We start from the raw sequence: 22793 nt of genomic DNA, 5'->3' as shown, positions 1-22793 counted from the left end.
CGCCCTTGGAAAATCGGTGATCCGATTATTGAACCCACGGGGATATATCGATTAGCCAATGGGAAAGTGATCATGAGTCGTTTATGTGGGGAGTAACGGTAAAAGGGTAGTGGTTGGGCGCACCTGATTTGATGAATTCCGAAACGTAGGGGCGCACCGACGTGCGCCCAACACACCGACGTGCGCCCAACACACCGACGTGCGCCCAACACACCGACGTGCGCCCAACACACCGACGTGCGCCCAACACACCGACGTGCGCCCAACACGCCCCGTGCGCCCGATTCAATGGTCAAATCTGTTCCACAATTTTGGCTGTGTCATAGCAAATAAATACCCGCTGAAGAGAACTAGATCAGGGCACGATAGTATCGTGCCCCTACCGAATCAATTATCCCTAAGCTGTACCCTATTATCTATCTCCGACTAAATTTCACCAGAGGTTAAATTAGGGGGATAGGTAACTTTATCCAATCACAATTTATCACATTAGGGTATTCCCCAATCGGATGAGGGCGCACGTCGGTGCGCCCCTACATCTTATGTGTATTTGGATAATCCAACCCACCCTGATTGCACCGCCACAAACATCCTTCCCCAATTTTTAACTGCCCAACTTCTCCAAACATTAATACTTGCGATCGCTCCTTCCCCAAACCTAGTGTTCAAGGTGCGTTACGCTGCGCTAACACACCCTACAAATAGAGGTTTTGCGTATTAATTGGCAGTTTTCGGCAAGGTCAATGACCGGATTGCGCCATAGCGTTGTCTAGTTCTGACCATCAACTTGGCAGAAACTGTGAATGCATCGCTTCGTTTCTTTGCGTATCGTATTAATTAAAGAGCAAATTTTTAGCTATTCCCAGGAGAAACTAAGCCAATGCAACTCTGTTATCGTGGCGTTCCTTACTCTAAAAATCCCACTGCAATTCCCAGCACTGAATCCGCAACGGTTGGCAACTATCGAGGGAAGCCTTGGCGCAAACCTATCCTGAAAAACACCCTTTCTGTGGAAGGAATTCGACAACTCAAGTATCGCCGCATCTCTTATATTAGCCCTGTCTGGGGTTGGAAATCCACGCTTTCACCATTAAATTCCAAGCCAAAACAAGGGGTTCAAAGTCGCGCCTCATCTCGATGATAGCCGCCACCCATTCCGTTCGCGATCGCTAAAACTACAACCTGCTTCTCAACCCCAGAGAACAGATTGACCAACGCCAGCAACTGGGCAAACAGGTAAGCGATTCGGCATTTAATCCTTAATGTCAACAACTGCCAAATCTTTGTAATGGGAGAGATGCTCGCTACCCATTGCCAATTTAAATAGTCCTCGACTTAAAATCAAGCAACAGGAGTAGGTTTCTCATGAAAACCATTCTGATCATTGAAAATGACACCCAAACCCGAACTATTGTTAGAGAATTTACGGCTCACACCTCTTCATCAACAAACCAATCCTTCGTCTTTCCCTCCATTTCCCAACTACGTGAATGCTTTAACTTTATCGAAGCCAATTATCACCAACAAATTAGCCTGCGCGATGTCGCCCAAGCTGTGGGTTACTCCCCCGCTTACTTAACCGACTTGGTGCGACGCCAGACGGGACAATCGGTATGTCGCTGGATTATTCAGCGGCGCATGGCAGAAGCCCGTCGCTTACTCTTGGTAACCCGTCAATCCGTGCAAGCGATCGCAGAAGCTGTGGGCTATTTCGATACTAGCTATTTTATTCGACAGTTTCGCCAACTTAACGGCATACCACCCCAAGCCTGGAGAAAAGCGCATCAATCCCATGGCAAATCGTATCGACTGACTTCTGATTAGGTTTTAGACGTTCAATAGTTTACCCTTAATTCATTGCTCTACCATGGAAAAATCCAAACCACCTCATGCTTCAGGGATTACACCCAATCCCTCCCTAGCCAAATCTCGCGATCGCGTGGATATCAGCGACACCCCTAGTAATCATGCCAGCCCCCCACAAAATCAGATATCATTACCAACAAGGCTTCAGTCGAACCAAGGACGACGTTTCACCGGAAAAAAAGCCTTGACAACCCAATTCGCGATCGCAACTACTATTCTCTGTCTTGTACCCCTATTCGGATTAACCCGTAATACTTGGGCGCAAGAACCAACAAAGGCGGAAATTGGATCAGAAATTGAAAACTTAAAAAAAGCGGATGAATTTCTAGTTGAGGACGCGGTTGATGCATTAAGAAAACTTGGCTCACCCGCTATCCCCCAACTCATTGAAGCCCTACAGTCAGAGAATTTGCAAGTTCGCCAAGGTGCCGTTAATGCCCTGGGAAGAATTGGAAAAGCAGCTATCCCGGATCTACTGGAAGGGTTAAAATCAGACAAAGAGCAAGTCCGTTGGAGTGCCGCGAATGGGTTAGGGAATATCGGTTCTCAAGCGAAAGATGCTGTTCCTAACTTAATCGTAGTGCTTAAAGACCCAGAGCCACGAGTACGCAGCAGCGCCGCTGATGCGCTGGGGAGTATCGGTCATGACGCTCAAGATGCTATTCCCGACTTGATAGAAACCCTCCAAGATACAGAGGCACGAGTACGCAGCAGTGCCGCTTCAGCACTGGGTAATATCGGTCATGATGCCAAAGACGCGGTTCCTGATTTGATCCAGGCACTCCAAGATACAGATGCACGAGTACGCAGCAGTGCCGCTGATGGGCTAGGGGGCATTGGTGCTGATGCGAAAGCGGCGGTTCCTGATTTGAGGGCGGCACTCCAAGATTCAGATAAGGATGTGCGTCGCAATGCAGCTTGGGCTTTGGGAAGGATTGGCAGTCATGCGAAAGCGGCGGTTCCTGATTTGAGGGCGGCACTTCAAGACTCAGATAAGGATATTCGCAGAAGTGCGGCTTATGCTTTAGAAATGATCGGTCATGATGCGAAAGAGGCGGTTCCTGATTTAATCGCAACCCTCAAAGAGGATAAGGAGGCGCAGGTGCGAAGCTGGGCGGCTGATGCGCTGGGACGCATCAGAGCGAAGGAAGCGGTTCCCCAATTGAGAGTAGCGCTCAAAGAAGACAAGGAAGTACAGGTTCGTAGAAGTGCGTCTTTAGCTTTGTACACCATTGGTGTTGAGGCGAAAGAGGCTGTTCCCGACTTGAGAGCAGCACTCCAAGACTCCGATAAATACGTGCGTGGAAATGCGGCTTATGCTTTGGGAAAAATTGGTGTTGAGGCGAAAGAGGCTGTCCCCGACTTGAAAGCGGCACTTAAAGACTCAGAGAAGTACGTGCGCGGCGGCGCCGCTTCTGGTTTGGGAGGTATCGGTGCTGATGCTAAAGAGACTGTTCCCGACTTGCAAAAAGCACTCCAAGACTCCGATACAGATGTGCGATCCAATGCAGTTAGTGCTTTAGGGAAAATCGGTGCTGATGCCAAAGACGCTGTTCCGGAGTTGAGAGCAATTCTCAAAGACAACGATGAGGATGTGCAGGTGCGTAGCTCCGCCGCTTATGCACTGGGGGATATTGGCGCTGATGCCAAAGAGACAATCCCCGACTTAAGAGCAGCGCTTGAAGACCCAGATAAGGATATTCGTAGCAATGCGGCTTCAGCTCTAAAACTGATGGCTGATAGCCTTCAGGACAACGTAAACACACTATCTCCGAAAGAATTAGCGTCTACAAGATCTGAATTGGAGAAAGCCCTAAAGATTCTGGAAGCTAATCAAACGGAGTTCTCAGAGAAAGAGACTAGCGCTGTACGTCGGGCGATCGCAGACCTGAAAGACCAACAAAACGCTCACTTTTCCAATTTTATTCGCCAGAATCCCTGGGCAATGGGAGTAATAGTCTACCTAATCTGTGTTCCATCCCTTTGGTCAATCCTCCTCTGGCTGCGCCCCTTGTGGTTGTTGAAACTCAACCAAATCCTGAAACACACCGATGTTATCGAATTACCCCCAAACCTAGGCGGTTTTAAGATATCGCTTCGCACGGCTCTGATGATCCAGTTTTTTCATTATCACCCCAGAGTCTTGGATGCCTGGGTCAAGGCACATATCCAATCCGCTCAAGCCGAATTTCAGGACAAAGAAACCGTCAAAAACCGCCAAGTCTATATTCCCATGCCCGTTACTCTCAATGGTACAACCCTAGCCAATCTCACCGGTAAAGAATTACGCTCCACCTTTAAAAAACAACGAGACTGCTTACTCATCTGGGGAGAAGGAGGAGCCGGAAAAACCAGCCTCGCCTGTCAAATCGCTCGCTGGGCAATGTCAGAGGATGAAACTGAACGTCTGTGCAAACACCAGATGTTACCTGTACTCATTGAACAGGATCTCAATGTTGAAGCCGCCGATAAATCACCGCAATCCCTACTTTTGGACACCATTAACGGGCAGTTGCAAGACCTAATTGACATCGAAGAAAAAATACCCGATAAACTCCTAGAACGTCTGCTGCGACGTCGGCGGATTCTGGTGATTGTGGATCATCTCTCAGAAATGAACGAAGATACTCGCCGTGCTATCTGTCCGGCTCAGCCTGATTTCCCGATTAACAGTTTAATTGTCACCTCCCGATTTGCAGAAAAACTGGGTGGTGTGACGAAGACAAAAATTCAACCGATGCGAGTTGCCGGTAATCGCCTTTCCTCGTTTATGGAAGCTTACCTCACTAAACAGGGTAAGCGGGATTTATTTGACGATGCAGAATACTTTGATGCCTGTCGGCAACTTTCTCTGATGGTGGGACAGCGTAATATTACAGTGCTACTGGCAAGGCTGTTTGCTGAACAGATGATTGCGGCTAAAGAAGGCACAGGTAAACAGGATTTACCCGACAATATTCCTGAATTAATGCTCTCATACTTGAATGAACTGAACCAAAATGTCGTCAGCGATACATTGGATAACTGCACAGTACAGAAAGATGCCAAAATCATCGCTTGGGAATGTCTAAGACTCAAATATCGACCCACACCAGCCAAACGCCAAGATGCCCTCAACGCCCTAGGAGGCGATGAACCCGAAAAACATCTCAATCATCTTAAAGAACGTCTGGGTTTAATTCAAATTATTGGTCCGGCTCAAGACCAAGTCCGTTTTGCGGTTGATCCCATCGCGGAATATTTAGCGGGTTTGCACGTAGTTGATATTTACGGCAGCGATGAGCAAAAATGGCGCAATTTCTTAAACAAAGCCGACTATGTAGAAGGAACACCTGCTGCGATTCAAGGCTTCTTGCTGGCGGTGCGAGATTGTTGTCTGGCTCAAGCTGGAGTGCCTAACTTTGTGGTAAAGGAACTGAATCAACGAACGGGTGTGGCTCCAACTGAGATTCAGATAGAGAGCCAGTCTATAGCATTTCCCCAGCAGATACCACACCATTAGAGTTGAGAGTTCAGATAAGCTGTTCGGCATTTAAACCTTAATTTCAATAATGACGAAATCCTTGCTGTAGTGCGAGCATCTTGCTCGCTATCCATTCCCAATTCGTGACAGCTTATACCAAATCCGCCTTTATTACCGTCTTTTGCCACGGCGATTGAAATCGCTGCTACACAAACATAGGCGAAGCCTTCCCGAAGGGTAGTCCGCCGACGCGGACTGGGTTATAAGGGGGTAAAGTTCCCCGGATTTGGTATTATCCCAGAAGTCGGGTAAGCTGTTCGTCATTTACAGCATATTTCAGGTTAATACAGTATATCCAAGCCAGATTTCCGACTTCTTAAAGAAGTCGGGGATCTCTTTACCCACTTACTTGAAAAGAATAATTGCGAAACTCGTGTCGTGCGACTATCCGGGTTGCTACTTATACTTTTCTGCCAAGCTAGTTATCGGTTTCTGTAACTGAATGAGTTCATTTGAGTAATAGAGTTGACCGAAAATGTAAGTGCCTCATTTTTTAATTTTTATATAGTATAAATCAAGCGGACATAACTGAAAAAGCGTCCCTCAAATCCAGCATCTACTCATTTCAGCTTTAGGTGGTAATATGTTATCGATTCGTGATTTAGTTCAAAAAGCCTTGACAATTGGTTATCTAACCTTAGCCACTGAAGAACAACTGCGGCAGCTTTTACAAACCAAAACTTATGAACCAGACGAACTCAATGCCTTCATGAAGTTGCAGCAAGCCGCAATGGAAGGAGATGTACGACAAGAATCTCGCGAACTGTACCAATTGGAATTACGTTCCCAAATCCTTTGATTGATAACAGTTTAACTAACTTGAGTGAAATTGTAGGTTGGGTTGACGCGCTGAAACCCAATACAATTAATGGTGCCACAATTCAGATGCAGAGAATCCTGATGGCTCTGTTCAAGTTTAGGGTTTGCAGTTTTCGGCAACGGTGGTGACAGTATTATGTCATTGACTTGTCCAGTTTCTACCATCACCTTGGCACAAACAGGGAATGCATTCTTGAGTTAGTTGGCTTATCGTATTAATTAAAGAACAGGTTTTCACCCGGATAGATTACCGTTCAAGGATAGGAACAACAGCAATTTGTCGTTTTGGAGATAAAGAATCCATGTCAATTCTCAAGCAAGCATCAATATATAGTGTTTTCATTTGAGTCGTCAACACAGCAACTTGGTAAAAAGGGAATAGGGAATGGGGAATAGGCAATAGGGGAAAGAGATACGGAGTTTTTTTGAAAACAAAGAAAGGACAATCTCTATTCACAACTCATTTGAAAACGCTATAGCACTACGAGGTACGGAAAGGACATCAGTTTATCCCAAGAGGGAACAGGGAACTCTTAACAGTAAAGAATGTCCTAACCTGTCTTAGTACCGCTATAATTCTATGAAAATTTGGTTATTTTACATCCTTAAAAATTTTGAACATAACATATATTTAGCCAAATAAATTAGCTAAATTTTGTCCTATTAAACCTGTACCTATAACCCTTATAATTATTAATAGAGCAGGATTAAAGCAAAAATGAAAAGATAATCTTTTCAAAACCCAGGATAGCTTTAAGTTCCAAAATGCTCAATGCCAAACTACAAGAGGAAAAATATCATGTCTAGACTCAATCAATTTTTTGCCAATAAAGTCGCCATTACAGGCTCTAAAACAACAGTCTTTGTCCGACCTATTCAAGAGGAAAAAGCAAAAGAGTTATCCGACCAACAATTGGAGACTGTTGCCGGGGGTCTATTTGCACGAAACAGGTGGTAAAATTGAAGCTGTTATGGCAATTTAATTGGAATACAGCTTAATCGCTTTAAAAGCGACTGAAATTTTGCAAAAGTAGAGGGTAGTTTATACCCTCTTTTTTAAATTATTCACGGTTATTAAAAATATAAATTATAAAAAATATCCTATTTTACCTAAAAATAGTACTACTCGATCAGAGTTGGTGGAAATTATTATTAATGTAGTAGGACAGTAGAACGCCATGAGAGAGGGCAGTGGTTCTTCCTCAAATAAAACGTTGAGTCCTCACCCCTCTAAAAAACTAACAATGGAGAACATGAAATGTCTAACATCAATCCAGTTTTTGCCAATATGTCTGAATCTAAAACTCAACAACAGTCCTTGTCATTAACAACGGGAGGAAAAAGTTTAGAGGAAGCGCACATGATGAAATCCACCCAAAACTTGGCGGCTAGCCATGGGGCGGAAGAACTATCCGATGAACAGTTGGAAACTGTATCTGGTGGATGGTATCGGCGGTATAAGTCTAATCCCCTCCATAAATTCGGTTATTATACGCTGTTCTGAAGCCCAGACTCCTTCAAGGTTTTCAGGTCAAAAAACTAAATGCATAACAGCTTAGTCCTGACACTAACCAGATTGTAATTGACAGTCCCCCGACGTCAAATCGGGGGATGCTTCTGAATCAATCATGCTGACTCAAAAACACACCCTATTTTGATAAAAATTGCTAGAGCGTTTATAATTTTCTGAACAAATAGACCAAGTTAGGTAAGTCGGCAGTTCCAGAAGCTGGCTTGCTTTTATTTTGTGTATTTTTTTTACATCAATATATTTCTTTTAATAAATATCCTACTTTAACAAAAAATAGTACTACTCAATCAGAAGGAATTGCGATTAGTATTAATGTAGTAGGACGCCAAAAGATAGAACAGTCTATCTCTTGTAATACAAGAGTCCTCAGAATCCCAAAAAATAACGGAGAAAAGTAAATGTCTAACATCAATCCATTTTCTGCCAAGATGTCTGAATCGAAAACTCAGCAACAGTCGTTGTCATTAACAACGGGAGGAAAAAGCTTAGATGAAGTCCAAGCCATGAAATTTACCCAAAATTTGACAGCTAACCTTGGGGCGGCAGAACTATCCGATGAACAGTTGGAAACTGTAGCTGGCGGATTTATTGCTATCCCACGGCATATGATTGATCGGTTACCTAAATGGTTATAGTAAATCGACTATAGCTTAATGCATAGTCCTGACACTAACCAGATTGTAATTAACAGTCCCCCGACGTCAAATCGGGGGATGCTTCTGAATCAATCATGCTGACTCAAAAACACAACCTATTTCGAGAAAAATCTCTAGAACGTTTATCCTCTCCCGAACGGCTAGACCAACTTATGGAAGTCGTCAACCCCAAAAGTTGGCTTCCTTTACTCTCCTTAACCTCTTTAGTCGCCGCTGCGGGACTCTGGAGTATTTACGGACGCATTCCCATCACGATTGAAGGGCGCGGTGTCTTGGTTTACCCCAGCAATGTTGTACCGCTTCAATCCAAAAATTCCGGGCAATTATCCGATTTGACTGTCGAAGTTGGCGATAGGGTTAAAAAAGGTCAAATTCTGGGAACCATTAACCAAACTGAACTCCAAAAACAACTCCAACAGCAACGAAATAAACTTGCCCAACTCCAGTCCCAAAACCAAGCCGTTAGTTCACTGCAAGCCCTGCGAATTGAACAGGAAAAACACTCGATTCAACAGCAACGTCAATACCTACAACAACGGATTCAGGAACTCCAATCCCTCACCCCATTGCTTAAAACAACCAGTAATGAATCCCTGAAACAACAACACCAAAGCCTGCAACAACGCTTACAGCACGTTCAGGCGATGACTCCTATTTATCAACAGAGATTAGACATCCGTCAGCAACTTTTTGCCGAACGAGTAATTACTCATGATGTGCTGCTAGATGCTCAAGTGCAAGTTCAAGAGAATCAGGATACAATCTCTCAACTCCAAACCCAGTTAAAAGAACTCGATGTTACAGCAACCGAGCAAGAAAAAGCCTATCGTGATAACCTGAGTACTATCGCCAACTTGCGATCGCAACTCCAAGCCCTTGAGAGTCGCCAAGCCAATCTCGCCCAAGAAGACTTAGAAGCCGTTACCCTGCGCCAGAAAGAAATTCAAGCAGTTCAGCGCGACATTGCCCAACTTGAAGTACAATTAAATGATAATAGCCAAATTATCAGCCCCCACAGCGGACGCATTGTCGAACTCGCGGTTAATCCTGGACAAGTGGTCAATCCGGGAACTCGTTTGGCAACCCTAGATGCGGCAAATCCCGACAGCGAAATGGTGGGGATTACCTATTTCTCCGTTGGCGACGGCAAAAAAATTAAACCCGGTATGACGCTACAAATCACGCCCCAAACCGTGAAGCGGGAACGCTTTGGCGGTATCGTGGGTACTGTTAAAGATATTTCCACCTTTCCCATCACCCAAGCCGCAGCAGCGAAGGTTGTCGGTAATCCAGAAATAGTCGCCGATTTGGTCTCCAATCAGCCAGCCGGACTGATGCAAGTTGTCGCTGACCTTCATCCTGATTCTACAACATTTAGTGGTTACAAATGGTCATCTTCTCAAGGACCTCAACTCAACATCTCTTCGGGAACCACCACTACCGTTCGCGTGACGGTGGAAGAACGAGCGCCGATTACGTTTATATTACCAATTCTTAGGTCGAGTAGTGGCATTTATTAAAGAGGTACGTAGTAAGGGCTTTAGCCCTCTCCAGCTAGGCGGAGCGAGAACTAAAGTTCTCACTACAAACAAAACCCTATTTTAGCTGTGCCACACCACAACCAAGGTGACACGATTTTGACGTAAACGAGGGTGGCAGTTTTCGGCAAGGGCAATCACCGGATTGTGTAATTAATCTGTCCCCTTCTTGCCATAACCTTGGCAGAAACTGGGACTGCATTGAGAATTTTATTGGCTTATTTTTTAATTAAAGCCCAGTGATGAGTTATCCATCTGGCAACCGATTCGATAACCAAGGGTGAGACTGGTAGCCCCTAAAATTAGAATAATGACTCCTGTATCTGTGACATCCCTTAACCCTTTTCACTCCCTGAAAAAACGACTAAAACGTCGCCCCAGGCGGGTAAAAACGCCCACGCTGTTGCAAATGGAAGCCGGGGAATGCGGTGCGGCTGCTTTGGGCATTATTTTAAGTTACTATGGTCGCATCGTTCCCCTACCTGAATTGCGGCAAACCTGTGGCGTGTCTCGTGATGGTAGTAAAGCGGCGAATATTCTGAAAGCGGCTAGACTCTATGGACTTGACGCCCAAGGCTATAAACAGGAAATCCAAGACCTTCAAGATTTGCGCCCTCCTTATATTATTTTTTGGAATTTCAATCACTTTTTAGTCGTAGAAGGAATTGGCAAGCGACAAATTTACTTAAATGACCCGGGTACGGGTCCACGAACGGTGTCTTTCTCGGAATTTGATGCCGGTTATACCGGTATTGTTCTGGTGATGACTCCCAATTCTGATTTTGTCAAAGGGGGTCGCAAATTTAGCACCATGCTTGCCTTGTGGGAACGGCTTCAGGGGACAGTGGGCGCTTTAATGTACTGCATAGTGGCAGGATTTTTATTGACCCTCGTGGGCATGGCAATTCCTGTTTTTAGCCAAATCTTTGTTGATGAAATCTTGATTCAGGGACGCCAACAATGGCTGCGTCCGTTACTGATTGGTTTAGGGATTACGGCGATTCTCCAAGGACTACTGACTCAGTTACGCTTGCGCTACTTACGCCGTCTGAAGGTGAAACTGTCTGTGGGAATGTCCAGTCGCTTTCTCTGGCATATTCTGCGCTTACCCGTTGGTTTTTATGCCCAACGATTTGCGGGAGAAATTACTTACCGTAGTCGTCTCAATGACCAAGTGGCGGAGGTGCTGTCCGGACGGTTGGCGACGACGATAATTGATGCCGTGATGGTGATTTTTTATGGGCTAGTTATGGTATACTATGACCCAATTTTGACGGGGATTGTCGTTGGGTTTGCGGCTGTGAATGTTTTTATCTTACAGTCCGTCTCCCGGAAACGCAAAGATGCAAATCAACGCTTAATTCAAGAGCATGGTAAGGCAGCGGGGGCGTCTATTGCGGCGCTTCAAAGTATTGAAACGGTTAAAGCTTCGGGTTTAGAGTCCGATGTCTTTTCTCGTTGGGCGGGATATTACACTAAAGCGATCAATTCTCAGCAGGAATTGGATGTTACTAATCAAATTTTCTCTGTATTACCCACCGTTTTATCGGCGCTTTCATCCCTAGTTTTATTAGTGGTTGGCGGGTGGCGGGTGATGGATGGATATCTGAGTATTGGGATGCTGGTGGCATTTCAAGGGTTAATGCAGGGCTTTTTATTGCCGGTGAATAATTTAGTTAGTTTTGCTAGTATGCTTCAGGAACTGGAGGGGAATTTAATTCGCCTTGATGATGTCTTGTGTAACCCGATTGACCCCCAGGTTGAGCCAAAATCGGCTAACTTGAAGATTCAACATCCAAAGTTACAAGGTTATGTTGAGTTACGGGCGATTACGTTTGGCTATAGCCGAGTTGATCCCCCCTTGATTGAAAACTTTAGTCTCAAGGTTTTACCGGGACAGCGAATTGCTTTGGTGGGTAGTAGTGGTTCGGGGAAATCTACTTTGGCTAAATTGATCAGTGGGCTGTATCAACCGTGGTTAGGGGCTATTTATTTTGATGGTCAACCGAGAACTGAGATCCCCGATCAAATTATTACCTATTCTGTGGCAATGGTTGAGCAGACGATTCAGTTATTTAGTGGCACGATTCGGGATAATTTGACTCTCTGGAATCCCACAATCCCGGAAAAAAATCTCATTCGCGCTTGTCAGGATGCGGTGATTCATGATGTGATTCTGTCGCTACCTGGAGGATATGATGCTCAATTGATCGAAAATGCGGCTAATTTAAGTGGCGGTCAACGGCAGCGGTTGGAAATTGCGAGAGCGTTGGTGAATAATCCCTCTATTTTGATTATGGATGAAGCGACGAGTGCTTTGGATGCCCAAACGGAACGGATGATTGACGAGAATCTGCGGCGGCGTGGCTGTACTTGTTTGATTGTGGCACACCGATTAAGTACGATTCGAGATTGTGATCAAATTATTGTTTTGGAACGGGGAAAAGTTGTGCAACGAGGGACTCACCAAGAGTTGTGGCAGGTGGAGGGTGTGTATTCAACGTTGATTCAAAATCAAGGGTAAGCTTGGCACCTTACTGTTCCCTGTTCCCTGTTCCCTGTTCCCTGTTCCCTAATCTCCACCGCTAACTTTAATTGTGTCCACCTAATACCTACTTCAAAACCAATGATTTCACCAACAGTTCGAGAGTTACCGGGACAAGTTTACACAGTTAACGGGAATCAGCCATTCTTATTAGATGACCCGCAGACGGTTTGGCTGGTGCAGTCGGGTTCTGTTGCCCTATTTGCCGTTAAGGTAAACCAAGGTGTGATTGAAGGGACTCGGCGTTATCTATTTAGTTGTGACTCTGGCGCCGCACTTTTTGGCACCGCTTCTGGGTCTTTTCGCCAATTGTTGGTTGTACCGATTGGGGAGACCGAACTGCTAAAATTGGACGGGGCATGGTTTCGCCAGTTGGTTACTAAGGGGGATAACAACGTCAGGAACTGGATAGCGGGTTGGGTGCAACAGGTTTATACTGTATACTGCGATCGCGAAACCGAGAGCCGATGTCAGGGACTTGCCGAAATCACGTCTCAACCCGATGCGCTGGTGGAAACGTTATCCCAGATTCAGGCTCAGTTATTTGACCAGATTCAGCGCCAGGAAGAACGAGAGTACAGCGAACAACAGCAACGGCTGGAAGCCGAGGAATGTCTGAATCGTCAGGTCAATGCCCAAGCCATCGGGGAATTGGCATCAACCTTGGCAACCCAAGCCACCCCCTATTCCCTGCACCCTTCACCCTTGTTAGTGGCGGCGGGTGCTGTGGGAAAAGCGTTGGGTGTCCCTATCCGCCCTCCGAGTCAATCGGAAGATGTCCAACGGTTGAGGGAACCCTTGGAGGGGATTATGCGAGCCTCTCGGATTCAGATGCGGCGGGTGTTGTTGCGAGAGGATTGGTGGAAAAGGGATTGTGGGGTTTTAGTTGGCTATAGACAGTGTGATAATCAGCTTGTTGTCCTCTTGCCTGGGAAAGGTACAGGCTACGACATCTTTGACCCTGTGCTGGGGACTCGCACCGCTGTAACTGCCCGGAATGCCTCAACCTTGACTCCCTTTGCCGGGATGTTTTATCGGACGCTGCCGGATAAGGTGTTGACGGCGTGGGATGTTTTACAGTTTAGCATAAAGGGGCAGGCTAAGGACTTGCCCATGGTTCTCGGCACCGGTATAGCCGCCGCCCTGTTGGGTATGCTTACGCCTCAAGCTACGGCTATTTTAATGGATCAGGCGATTCCCAATGGCGATCGCACTTTATTATGGCAAGTTGGGGCGGGACTTTTGGTGGCGGCGATGGGAACGGCTTTGTTTCTGTTTGCTCAAGGGTTGGCGCTGCTGCGCGTGGAAACGGTGGCGGATACCTCTACCCAAGCCGCTGTCTGGGAACGATTGCTGAATTTACCAGTCTATTTTTTCCGTCGCTACAGTGCGGGGAACTTACAGTCTCGTGTCGCCTCCATTAGTCAAATCCGCCGCCAACTCGGTGGTACGACGGTGATTCATTTGATTGGTGCTGTCTTGGCATGGCTGAATTTGGCGCTGTTATTTTACTATAGTGCGCCATTGGCTTGGGTGGCGGTTGTCGTGGCGGTGGTGGCAATTGCTTTGACTCTCATTGCGAGTTCCTTGCTGGTGGGTAAAACCTATCGACTGCTAACCCTTCAGGGGACAATTTTCGGACAGACGGTGCAGTTGATTAACGGTATGGCGAAACTCCGCATCGCCGGTGCCCAAGGGCGGGCGTTTGCGGCGTGGAGTAAAAACTATAGTCGCCAAGTGAAGCTGAATCTGAGTACCCAGCAGATTAAGGATAGTGTGACGCTGTTCAATACGGTTATGCCTACCCTAGCATCGGGGCTACTGTTTTGGTTGACGATGCAACGGCTAGAGGCGGCGGAAACCGCAGGGAATCTGGGACTCTCCATTGGCACGTTTTTGGCGTTCAACACCGCCTTTGGCACGTTTATTAAAGGGGTTACGGATTTAAGTAACACAACCCTGGACATTTTGCAAGTGATTCCTCAATGGCAACGTCTCCAGCCGATTGTCGAAACGAGACCTGAGGTGAGTTTAAGCAAGGCAGATCCTGGTAAGCTGATGGGTAGCATTCGGGTTAATCAGGTGAGCTTCCGCTACCGGGATGATGCTCCCCTGATCCTGGATAATCTGAGTATTCATGCCGAACCTGGGGAATTTATTGCCATTGTCGGGCGTTCTGGGAGTGGGAAATCGACGCTGTTTCGATTATTGTTGGGATTTGAAACCCCGGAGTCGGGAACAATTGATTATGATGGTCAAGCCTTATCGGGTCTAGATAGTAATGCTGTGCGCCGACAGTTGGGTGTGGTGCTGCAAAATGGACGGATTTTGTCTGGGAGTATTTTTGAGAACATTGCCAGTGGGGTTCAAATTACTCTGGATGAAGCCTGGGAAGCGGCGCGGATGGCGGGGTTAGCGGATGATATTGCAGCAATGCCCATGGAAATGCATACGGTAATTAGTGAGGGGGGCGGGAATTTGTCTGGGGGACAACAGCAACGGTTACTGATAGCTAGGGCGTTGGTCTTGAAACCGCGAATTTTACTCTTTGATGAGGCGACCAGTGCTTTAGATAATCACACTCAAGGGATTGTTAGTGCGAGTTTGGATCAGTTACAGGTGACTCGGCTAGTGATTGCCCATCGACTCAGCACGATTCGCCATGCTCACCGTATCTATGTTATAGAAGGGGGGCGGATCGTGCAACAGGGAACGTTTGAGGAGTTGGCGGCGGTGGAGGGGCTATTTGCTCAGTTGATGGTTCGGCAAATGGCTTAGGGCTTGCTGGTGGGGAAATGGGGAAGATGGGGAAGATGGGGGAGATAAGCTGTTCGGCATTTAAATCTTAATGTTAATAATAGCGAAATCCCTGTAGTGCGAGCATCTTGCTCGCTACTATAGCAACCGCCATAGCTGTTAGGACACATCATTTATGTAGAGACGTTGCATGCAACGTCTCTACAATGGTGCCTTTGTCCTAATCGATGTGTCTACTGCTATAATGCCCAATTTAAATGCATGACAGTTTATGACGAAGGACAAATGACCAATGACAAAGGACAAATGACACTTATTAGCTTAAATCCTGTAATTGTTCTTCCAAAATCATCCGCGTCACGGCGTCTACAAATTCTAAAGACAGGGTTTTTCCCAATGCGGCGGCTCGTTTCATCCCCACAATTAGGCTGCGAATTCCTTCCGCTTTAATTACGTTGACGGATAGTAAATCTACAATCACGGTATCCGTCGCCAAGTCTAAGGCTTGTTCTAGAGACTTCCTAAAATCAGGACTGCGAGCACTATCCAGACAACCACTGGGTCTGAGTACCACGGTGCTGGGTCGTAGGTTTGAGGGAGTAGCGGGTTTAAGTTGCATTATATCTCTGACTGAACGGTTGAGTTGGATTTAAATTATTAGGATTCATTTGATAATTACAATAAACAACTCGCTGAGTTAAGGGATTAAGGTTTTCTACCAGGTTGAATGCCAAGTTGAGAACTAGCCCTGACAGGATTTAGCCATGGCTATTGCAGTTTTCGGCAATCGGGTTAACGCAATTGTGCCAGGAAGTTGGCAGAAGAGGTGAATGCATTATCTCTCTCTTTTCTTTATTGTGTTAATTAATGAGTCCTGTTGAAACCCAGAAACGCAATAAACCAGGGAGTTTAGGAGACAAAAGCCATGCAGATTCATTGGAAGAAGCTCGTTTTTACTACCACCCTCTGGCTAGTCACTGAAATTATTCTGAACCTTTTAGGACTTGATAATCTAGCTGACTATAGTGAATTTGTGTTTGGGCGAAACGTGAACCCAGGACAGTCCCTGAATTCAGCTTTGATTATTTTGATTCGTTAAATAATTCGTTAGTTTTACCTGTTTTATTGTTTAGGGTTTGAGCAAGATGATGACTACCTTTTTACACCACCCAAACCGCCGCAGTACTGATAAAAAAGTTACTAATAAGGTTGCTCGTTTATCGCTGATTCCGCCAGGGTTACGGGAGAGTCTGATTAATCAGGCGATCGCGCCGTTTGATTGTACCGATGAGGACGTTTTTCAGGCTTGTCAGTTATTCTGTCAACGAAATAATTTGAAGGGGGAACATGAATTCCAAGCGTGGTTAAAGCGTTGTGGAATGAGTCAGGCTGAATTAGAAGCGGTGTTCCGGCGGCGGATTCGATTGGAAATGTTTAAACAAGCGACTTGGGGACATCAATTGGAGTATTATTTCCGTCAGCGGAAACGAGAGTTAGATCGAGTGGTTTATTCTTGTTTAAAGACGAAGGAGTTTGCTGTGGCATTTAAACTTTATTTGAGTCTGAAAAAAGGGGAACAAATCTTTGCTGAATTGGCTCGTGAATTTTCTCAAGGATCAGAGGCGAAATGGGGGGGATTGATTGGTCCAGTTGAGTTAGGTAGTCTGAGTCCTAATTTAGCGGGATTACTTCGCAGTAGTCAATCGGGTCAAGTTTGGTCGCCTCAACCTGCAAAAGATGGGTATACTGTTGTCCGATTAGAGAAGTTGATTCCGGCGCAGTTGAATGAAGCGATGCGCCAGCGGTTGCTGAATGAATTGTTTGAGGCGTGGTTATATGAGCAGATGAATCAAGCAGAATTAATCTGAATTGACATCTAAGTAGGGGCACGGCATTGCCGTGCCCTACAATTGGTGTTGTTATTTTATACAGCAGTTTGCTCGGCTATGCGGTACATTGTCGATCCCCCTAAATCCCCCTTAAAAAGGGGGACTTTGAGCGACTACTGTACTTTATTACAGCGCAAAGCGCTATAAGCTGTCATGCATTTAAATTGGGAATGGGTAGCGAGCAAGATGCAAAGCCTGCGGCATGGCTTCGCTTAACGCACTACAAGGATGAGAGCCATTGTTGACATTAATGTTTAAATGCCAAACAGCTTACCCCTGGGTATTGGTGTCTGAAAACCGGGTGATACCAAATCCGCCTTTATTACCCCCTTTTGCTACGGCGATTGAAATCGCTGCTACACAAACTTTCGTCCGCAAGGTAAGGACTGGTTTATAACGGGGGTAGCGTTCCCCGGATTTGGTAGGCTTGGGGTAGTTTAGAGAGCGCCCACTTTTTTTGTAAAACTATGGGATAATTCGGTTTATACTATATAAATCAACATCAACAGGGCTTGATTCCCTTAAATTGTGTTGACTCAACCTTGCCGTTTTATTGGACTTTGGACAAATAGGATTTTTACACTGCATATAGCGTAAGCTTTCTAAATTTTTACCCTAGATGTAGTGCCTGTAAGCGTTTTGTCCAAAGTCCAGCGTTTTACCCACCATGGGTTTTTGGTTATTTGGTAGTATGCGATACCTAATTTCCCCGTTGAGTTCAGCATAATCCCCTTACTCGCTCAGGAGAGGTTTCCCATGATTACTCTAGGCTGGTTCACTCGCCGTTGGCAGTCTTTGGTTATCGGTAGTGTGGCGGTTGTGGGGATGTTCTCAACTGGGGGAAATGAGGGCGTTTTCGCCCAGGTGATACCGGATGATACCCTGGGGGCAGAAGGTTCTGTGGTTACTCCTGATATAATTCGGGAAATACTTAGTGACAGAATTGATGGGGGCGCAACTCGCGGCGCGAATCTTTTTCATAGTTTCATAGAGTTTAATGTCGCCGAAGGGAGAGGGGTTTATTTTACGAATCCTGATGGGATAGAAAATATCCTCTCCCGTGTTACTGGGGATAATGTCTCGACTATATTGGGCAGGTTAGGGGTTTTAGGTGAAGCGAATCTATTTTTACTCAATCCCAATGGGATTTTATTTGGACTCAATGCCAGTTTAGATATTGAAGGGTCATTTCTGGGAACTACGGCAAACAGTTTCACGTTTCCCGATGGCAGTGAATTCAGTGCAACCAACCCTCAAGCACCGCCTCTACTACAGATTAGTGTACCCTTGGGCTTGCAATATGGGAGCAATCCAGGGAATGTTCAGGTACAGGGGTCTAATCTCCAGGTGAATCCAGGTAAAACCCTAGCACTGGTTGGCGGTAATGTGAGTATGGACGGCGGGCAGCTTCAAGCATCGGGGGGTCGAATCGAGTTAGGAGGAGTAGCCGGAACAGGAACAGTAGAGTTGAGCGCTCACAACACTGGCAATCTTCTTTCCTTGAGTTTTCCCGATGAAGTAGCACGAGCTGATGTTTCGCTTACCAATCAAGCTCTAGTTAACGTGCTAGCTGGCGGCAGCGGTAGTATTGCTGTCAATGCAGGTAACATCAATATGTTCGCCGGTTCCCGTCTTGCCGCTGGAATCGGTCAAAATTCGGGTTCGGTTGGCGCTGTTGCAGGTGATATTACCGTCGAGGCGACAGGGACAGTCACTCTCAGGGAGTCAAGTCTGATTTCCAATCAAGTCGATCCGGGTGGCACGGGTAATAGTGGAAATATAAATCTATTGGCTGACTCGCTCTACTTAATCAGTGGCTCTCAACTGTTTATGAGTACCTTTGGACAGGGGAATCCGGGCAGCTTGAATGTCAATGTTCGCGATATAGTTTCTGTTGATTCGGCGGGCAACAATGCAAGCACCAGTGGGATACTCAACTCCTTTGCCGGCACAGGAGTAGGCAAGGGGGGTGACATCAACATCACGACTGGGTCACTTTCGATGACTAATGGCGCTCAACTCAATTCCATCACCTTTGGCGAGGGGGATGCGGGCAAAGTGACTATCAATGCCCGCGATGCGGTTTCTATAGATGGGGCAAATGTTGGTGCGAGTGGAATACTCAGCGCCGTAGCACCGAACGGGATAGGCAACGGCGGCAATATCAACATCACGACGGGTTCGCTTTCAGTAACCAATGGCGCTCAACTGAATGCCATTACCAGAGGGCAGGGGAATGCAGGTAACGTGATTATAAATGCCCGCGATATGGTTTCCCTAGACGGACAAAATCAAAATAATCAAGCTGCTAGTGCGATATTTACCGCAGTCGGTATTGGCGATGATGGGACGCAAGCGGTAGGCGATGGAGGTGATATCACGATCACAACCGAGTCGCTTTCGATAACGGGGGGTGCTGAAGTGAGTGCCCTGACTAGAGGACAGGGGAATGCGGGTAACGTGACGATTAATGCCCGCGATAGGGTTTCCTTAGATGGGGAGAAGCAGAGCAATGGAACCCCCAGCCAGATATTGACTTCTGTCGATAGTAATGAATACAGTGGTTATCCTAATCTGGGACAAGCCGTAGGCGATGGAGGCGACATCACGATCACTACCGGGTTGTTTTCGGCGACTAGGGGGGGTAGTGTGTCTGCCACAACTTCGGGACTGGGAAATGCTGGCAACGTGACGATTGATGCCCGCGAGCAGGTTTTGATAGATGGAGAGAATAGCCAAGGAGATGCCAGTGGCATCTTCAGCTCCGTGGAGAATAATGCCTATACGGATCAACCGCCAGCAAGAGGTGACGGAGGCGACATCAACATCACAACTGGGGCGTTTTCGGCGACTAGGAGGGGTAGAGTATCTGCCACCACTAGGGGACTGGGAAATGCCGGCAATGTGACGATTGATGCCCGCGATCGCATCTCTTTTGATGAATTGTACTCGTTCGCGTACTCGGAGTCGGGAAAGGTCGGGAATGGGGGAGCAATTTCCCTGATCGCTAGAGATGGAGATATTATCGGAAATTCTTCTAACTCACTTTTGGCTTCCTTCGCTGTCTCTGAAGCAGGAGAAGCCGGAAGTGGGGGAAAGGTGATTTTAGAAGCTCAAAACAATATAACAAATCTAGAAATTTTAACCCTATCGTCTTCGGAGCAAGCTGGAGATGTTGTAATAAATGGGCTTGGAGATTTATCTGTGACCAATACCCGTATCCTGACTAGCAGGCGTGTGGACGCACGAGTACCAGTAGATTTTGACCCCAGCACCAAAAAAATAGTGTTTGAAACCATAATCCCGGACGTTGGCGGTCAAGGACAATCCGGCGATGTCACAATTACCAGTTCAGACAATCTCACCTTCAACAACAGTTCGATTGAAAGTGACACGAATGGTAGTGACAGAGCTGGAAATGTGATGATTACTAGCCCAGGTCGAGTCACATTCAATAATAGTCAAATTATCAGTACCACCAGCAACATCGGCAACGCCGGAGATATCTTCATCAATGCCGGCGGTGGCATAACTTTCCAAGGCTTGTATTCCTACCAAGACACACCTCAACGCGGTGGACTATTTGCCGGCACCACTAACCAAGGATTTGCCGGAACCATTACCCTCACCACCCCCGAATTAACCCTAGAAAACGGCGCCAACATCGCCACCACCACCGAAAGTTCTGGCAAGGCGGGAGATATTACCCTTCAATCCCACCCCAACCAAGAAAACCTCACGATTAACCTAGCACCAGAAACCTCAATTTCCGCTTCCACTAATTCCCCCTTCACCCAAGCAACCGGGGGAGACATCCAGATAAAAGCGCCAGATGCCATCACCATTCAGGGAGAAGGCACCATTACCACCTCAACCACAAAAACTGGAAACGCTGGCACGATTACCCTAGACACCTCCACCCTAACCATCGCCAGAGGCGCAGAAATCTTTGCCTTCACCGAAGGTAGTGGCGATAGTGGCACCATTACCGTCAATGCTACCACCGCCGTGAATCTCGGTCTTGGTGTGGATGATTTTTCCCCGGTTCTGTCTGTCGAAACCCGCGACACAGGCAAAGCCGGCAACATTATTGTCAATACCCCCAGCCTCACCCTCTCCGACACCGCCCGCATCACCGCCACCGCCACGAATACCGCGATGAATCCCGAAGGCGGTGGTAGTATCTCCTTAAACGCCTCCACGATGAATTTAGCCGGAATCGTCGGTGTCTTTGCCGACACCCAAGGACAAACCCCCGCCGGCACCTTAACCCTAAAACCTTATCAGAATCAATCCACCCTCAACCTCACCTTAGCGCCCCAATCCCGCATCTCCGCCTCCACCTCTGGCAGTGGTAGAGGCGGAAACTTAGAAGTCAGCGCACCGGAAGCCATCACCATTCGCGGTGCTGGGACACTTGCCGTGGAAACCACAGGTGAGGGTGCAGCGGGAAACCTGACGATTGATACCCAACGACTCACCATTGCCGACGGTGCAACGATCTCAGCCTCCACCGCCTCCGCCAACCCAGACGGCTTAGGTGGGAATATCACCATCAACGCCACCGAATCCTTCACCCTCAATCAAGCCCAGTTATCCGCCCAATCAACAGGTGCAGCAAAAGCTGGGAATATCACGATTAATACCGGACAACTCACCGCCACCAATAGCACCATTGCCACATCAACAGAACAGTCTGCGGGGGGTGCAATTGCGATCACCGCTGCTGATATCCGCCTGTTTGGAGATAGCGACATCACCAGTCGCGTTGCCTCCGGTGCTGGCGGTGGCGGTAATATTACCCTCACGGCTGACTCGATTATCGCCCTAGATGACAGCGATATCCTAGCATTTGCCCGTGATGGAAAAGGCGGCGATATCACCCTCACCACTCCCGCCTTTTTCGGTCAAAACTACCAAAGAGCGCCCAAAGGTACTGATCCTCGTACCTTAGATAATAACGATCGCGTGGATATTAATGCCACGGGTGCTATCGAAGGCGTCATCACCATCACCTCCGACACTGGCTTTATTGAGAACAGCTTCATTCAGTTATCGGGCAATGGAATCGACACCGACGAACTAATTGCCGAAAGTTGTATCGCCCGTCGCCATGAACCCCAACGGGGTAGCTTCTTTATTACGGGTACAGGGGGTATCCCGTTTCGCCCTGGGGATGTTTATGATATACCCTATCAAACTGGGACGGTGCGGTCAATTCCTGCTTCTGGAGATGGGGAAGAATCGTCGTCTTCAACTCGTCGCCCTTGGAAAATGGGTGATCCGATTATTGAACCCACGGGGATATATCGATTAGCCAATGGGAAAGTGATCATGAGTCGCCTGTGTGGGGAGTAACGGTAAAAAGGTAGTGGTTCGGCACACCTGATTTGGTGAATTCCGAAACGTAGGGGCGCACCGACGTGCGCCCGATTCAATGGTCAAATCTCTTCCACAATTTTGGCTGTGTCATAGCAAATCCGCCTTGATTGCCTCCTGCATAAGGAGGCGATTGAAATCGCTGCTACCTGAAGGGGTGACAAGCAGCTCAAAAGCTTGGCAGACAAAGCATTTCCCCCCTCAAGTCTCAAAAAGATGGTAGCTTATTGACAGGCTTATTGAGAATGAATAAGTGAATGAGAATGATAATCACCTGGGTGACACTCCAG

Annotated in this window: 15 protein-coding genes; 13 read left to right on the top strand and 2 right to left on the bottom strand. The window is 46.9% G+C overall.

Going from position 1 to position 22793, the window contains the following annotated elements; translation table 11 throughout:
- Nucleotides 1-880 precede the first annotated feature (880 nt).
- Nucleotides 881-1141, top strand: a complete 261-nt coding sequence (locus RIC07_RS28660) for a DUF4278 domain-containing protein (protein ID WP_446397486.1) — start codon at nt 881-883, stop codon at nt 1139-1141.
- Here RIC07_RS28660 and RIC07_RS28655 read toward each other — a convergent pair.
- Nucleotides 1117-1269, bottom strand: coding sequence for a hypothetical protein (locus tag RIC07_RS28655; RefSeq protein WP_446397485.1), 153 nt, complete (start codon nt 1267-1269; stop codon nt 1117-1119). The two genes, RIC07_RS28660 and RIC07_RS28655, sit on opposite strands and share 25 nt — an antisense overlap.
- Nucleotides 1270-1365: 96 nt before the next feature.
- Between RIC07_RS28655 and RIC07_RS28650 the strand changes: the two genes are divergently transcribed.
- The 9 genes from RIC07_RS28650 to RIC07_RS28610 all read left to right on the top strand — a co-directional run bounded on the left by RIC07_RS28650 (nt 1366) and on the right by RIC07_RS28610 (nt 15256).
- Complete coding sequence (locus tag RIC07_RS28650) at nt 1366-1824, top strand: helix-turn-helix transcriptional regulator (protein WP_446397484.1); 459 nt, start codon at nt 1366-1368, stop codon at nt 1822-1824.
- 43 nt (nt 1825-1867) lie between these two features.
- Complete coding sequence (locus RIC07_RS28645; RefSeq protein WP_446397483.1) at nt 1868-5368, top strand: sister chromatid cohesion protein PDS5; 3501 nt, start codon at nt 1868-1870, stop codon at nt 5366-5368.
- 604 nt (nt 5369-5972) lie between these two features.
- Nucleotides 5973-6188 (top strand): hypothetical protein, encoded by a 216-nt coding sequence (locus tag RIC07_RS28640; protein ID WP_446397482.1) that lies wholly within the window; start codon nt 5973-5975, stop codon nt 6186-6188.
- Between the two features lie 819 nt (nt 6189-7007).
- Complete coding sequence (locus RIC07_RS28635; protein ID WP_446397481.1) at nt 7008-7166, top strand: hypothetical protein; 159 nt, start codon at nt 7008-7010, stop codon at nt 7164-7166.
- A 300-nt stretch (nt 7167-7466) separates the two neighbouring features.
- On the top strand, nt 7467-7712 hold the full coding sequence (locus RIC07_RS28630) for a bacteriocin (RefSeq protein WP_446397480.1): 246 nt from the start codon (nt 7467-7469) through the stop codon (nt 7710-7712).
- Between the two features lie 425 nt (nt 7713-8137).
- The gene (locus RIC07_RS28625) at nt 8138-8374 is read left to right on the top strand and encodes a hypothetical protein (protein ID WP_446397479.1); all 237 of its coding nucleotides are present in this window, start codon (nt 8138-8140) and stop codon (nt 8372-8374) included.
- A 95-nt stretch (nt 8375-8469) separates the two neighbouring features.
- Nucleotides 8470-9915, top strand: a complete 1446-nt coding sequence (locus RIC07_RS28620; protein ID WP_446397478.1) for an NHLP bacteriocin system secretion protein — start codon at nt 8470-8472, stop codon at nt 9913-9915.
- Between the two features lie 328 nt (nt 9916-10243).
- Nucleotides 10244-12457, top strand: a complete 2214-nt coding sequence (locus RIC07_RS28615) for an NHLP family bacteriocin export ABC transporter peptidase/permease/ATPase subunit (protein ID WP_446397477.1) — start codon at nt 10244-10246, stop codon at nt 12455-12457.
- Nucleotides 12458-12559: 102 nt separating this feature from the next.
- Nucleotides 12560-15256 (top strand): NHLP bacteriocin export ABC transporter permease/ATPase subunit, encoded by a 2697-nt coding sequence (locus RIC07_RS28610; protein WP_446397476.1) that lies wholly within the window; start codon nt 12560-12562, stop codon nt 15254-15256.
- A 295-nt stretch (nt 15257-15551) separates the two neighbouring features.
- On the opposite strand, the gene RIC07_RS28605 is transcribed toward RIC07_RS28610, so the two are convergent.
- Complete coding sequence (locus RIC07_RS28605; RefSeq protein WP_446397475.1) at nt 15552-15854, bottom strand: STAS domain-containing protein; 303 nt, start codon at nt 15852-15854, stop codon at nt 15552-15554.
- 306 nt (nt 15855-16160) lie between these two features.
- Here RIC07_RS28605 and RIC07_RS28600 point away from each other — a divergent pair, with 306 nt between their 5' ends.
- From RIC07_RS28600 to RIC07_RS28590, 3 genes are all read left to right on the top strand, one after another.
- Nucleotides 16161-16334, top strand: a complete 174-nt coding sequence (locus RIC07_RS28600; protein WP_446397474.1) for a hypothetical protein — start codon at nt 16161-16163, stop codon at nt 16332-16334.
- Between the two features lie 46 nt (nt 16335-16380).
- On the top strand, nt 16381-17103 hold the full coding sequence (locus tag RIC07_RS28595; RefSeq protein WP_446397473.1) for a peptidylprolyl isomerase: 723 nt from the start codon (nt 16381-16383) through the stop codon (nt 17101-17103).
- Between the two features lie 777 nt (nt 17104-17880).
- Complete coding sequence (locus RIC07_RS28590; protein WP_446397472.1) at nt 17881-22482, top strand: two-partner secretion domain-containing protein; 4602 nt, start codon at nt 17881-17883, stop codon at nt 22480-22482.
- The last annotated feature ends 311 nt before the right edge of the window (nt 22483-22793 follow it).

The sequence above is a fragment of the Coleofasciculus sp. E1-EBD-02 genome (genome assembly GCF_040218245.1).
Classification (GTDB): Bacteria; Cyanobacteriota; Cyanobacteriia; order Cyanobacteriales; family Coleofasciculaceae; genus Coleofasciculus.
Note: the sequence above shows the minus strand (reverse complement) of the source record. Positions and strands in the feature narration are given on the sequence as shown.